Consider the following 1,435-nt stretch of genomic DNA (forward strand, 5'->3'; position numbering starts at 1 on the left):
GGCTCATCGTAAACGAGAGTGTAGAACCGGTCTGAAACCACCGGACTCGAGTAAGCACCTCGCGATGTAATGCGTGAGGTTGCGGAACCCGAGGGCTGATCCCCGAAGGTGTTCGAGCCTGCCATTGATCGATTCGGTGGGCCCGTTCGACGTTCCGGGCCGAGTGAAGAACGCCAGCACGTCCGTCGCACGCCGCTTCAACGTTCTCCCCAACCGCTTCAACTCAACCAACCCAGCGGGCAGACCCGCCGACAAGGCGTCGATGACAGTCTGCAAGGACTTCTTGCCTCCGCTACGGTCCTCGGCCCGATAAGCGGCCACGATGTCTTGGTAGACGGCCCAGGTGACTTCGACCTCGGTGAAGTTCGGATCGGCGAAGAGATTGGCAATTCTTTCCTGTTGTCGTCTCGTGAGCAGATCAGCACCGGTGTGCAGGGTCCTTCTCGCCCGATACAGCGGGTCTTTCGCTCGTCCGCGGCGGCCGGTGGTCTCCTGTTGAACACGGCGGCGTACCTCATCGAGGGCGTCGCCGGCGAGCTTGACGACGTGGAAGGGGTCCATGACTTCGACAGCATCGGGCAGTTCCTCGACTGAGGCTGTTTTGAATCCAGAGAATCCGTCCATCGCGACGACGTCGATGTCATCACGCCAGTCCTGCGGACGAGCTTTCAACCATTGCTTGAACACCTGCTTCGACCGTCCCGGCACCATGTCGAGCAGACGTGCCGGGCCAGTTCCTGCACTGATGGGAGTCAGGTCGATGATGACGGTGACGTACTTGTCACCGCGCCTGGTGTGCCTCCAGACGTGTTCATCCACGCCGATGACGCTGACCCCGTCGAATCGGGTCGGGTCGTTGATCAACAGCCTGTGGCCTTCAGCGAGGACCGCGGAGTTCGCGGTGTGCCAGGACACTGCGAGCTTCACAGCAATGACCGACACGGTGTCGTGATCGATGACAAGAGCACGCAGCGCCCAGTCGAGGCCGGTTCGCGAGATCTTCGCTCGTGGTGGTGCCGCAGCAGTGGTGTCTTGCCGCCATACGCGGCCGCACTCGACGCATTTGTAGCGACGAACTCGGACGTGGAGCGTTGTGGGCCGGTGGCCGAAAGGTTCGTGGGCGAGACGACGGACGACGGTATCGCGGACGAGCCCGTGGCCACCACACCGTCGGCACCAGTCATCAGCAGTATTGGGTCGGCATTCCAAAATGGCTTTGTGGCCGGTGATGTGCTGGCCGATACAGGTCAGGTCGAGGGTGTCGAGGCGGGCGAAGATCGTGAGGTCAGGGGTCGAGAAAGTAGGCTTGGCCACGTCGAGGTCTTTCGGATGGGTTGTGTGAGAACTTCCATCATCGGAAGACCTCGACGTCTATCCGGGCAACGCCACGCCGTGATCTGGAATCACCGACCTACACTCTCGTTTACGAAGAGCC

General features: G+C 61.1%; 1 protein-coding gene. It reads right to left on the reverse strand.

Going from position 1 to position 1,435, the window contains the following annotated elements; translation table 11 throughout:
* Positions 1-3: 3 nt before the first annotated feature.
* A complete protein-coding gene (locus tag CV023_RS18675; RefSeq protein WP_230748577.1) occupies positions 4-1,314 on the reverse strand; it encodes an ISL3 family transposase in 1,311 nt (436 codons plus the stop codon).
* Positions 1,315-1,435 lie beyond the last annotated feature (121 nt).

The sequence above is a fragment of the Brevibacterium sp. CCUG 69071 genome (assembly GCF_021023135.1).
Lineage (GTDB): Bacteria > Actinomycetota > Actinomycetes > Actinomycetales > Brevibacteriaceae > Brevibacterium.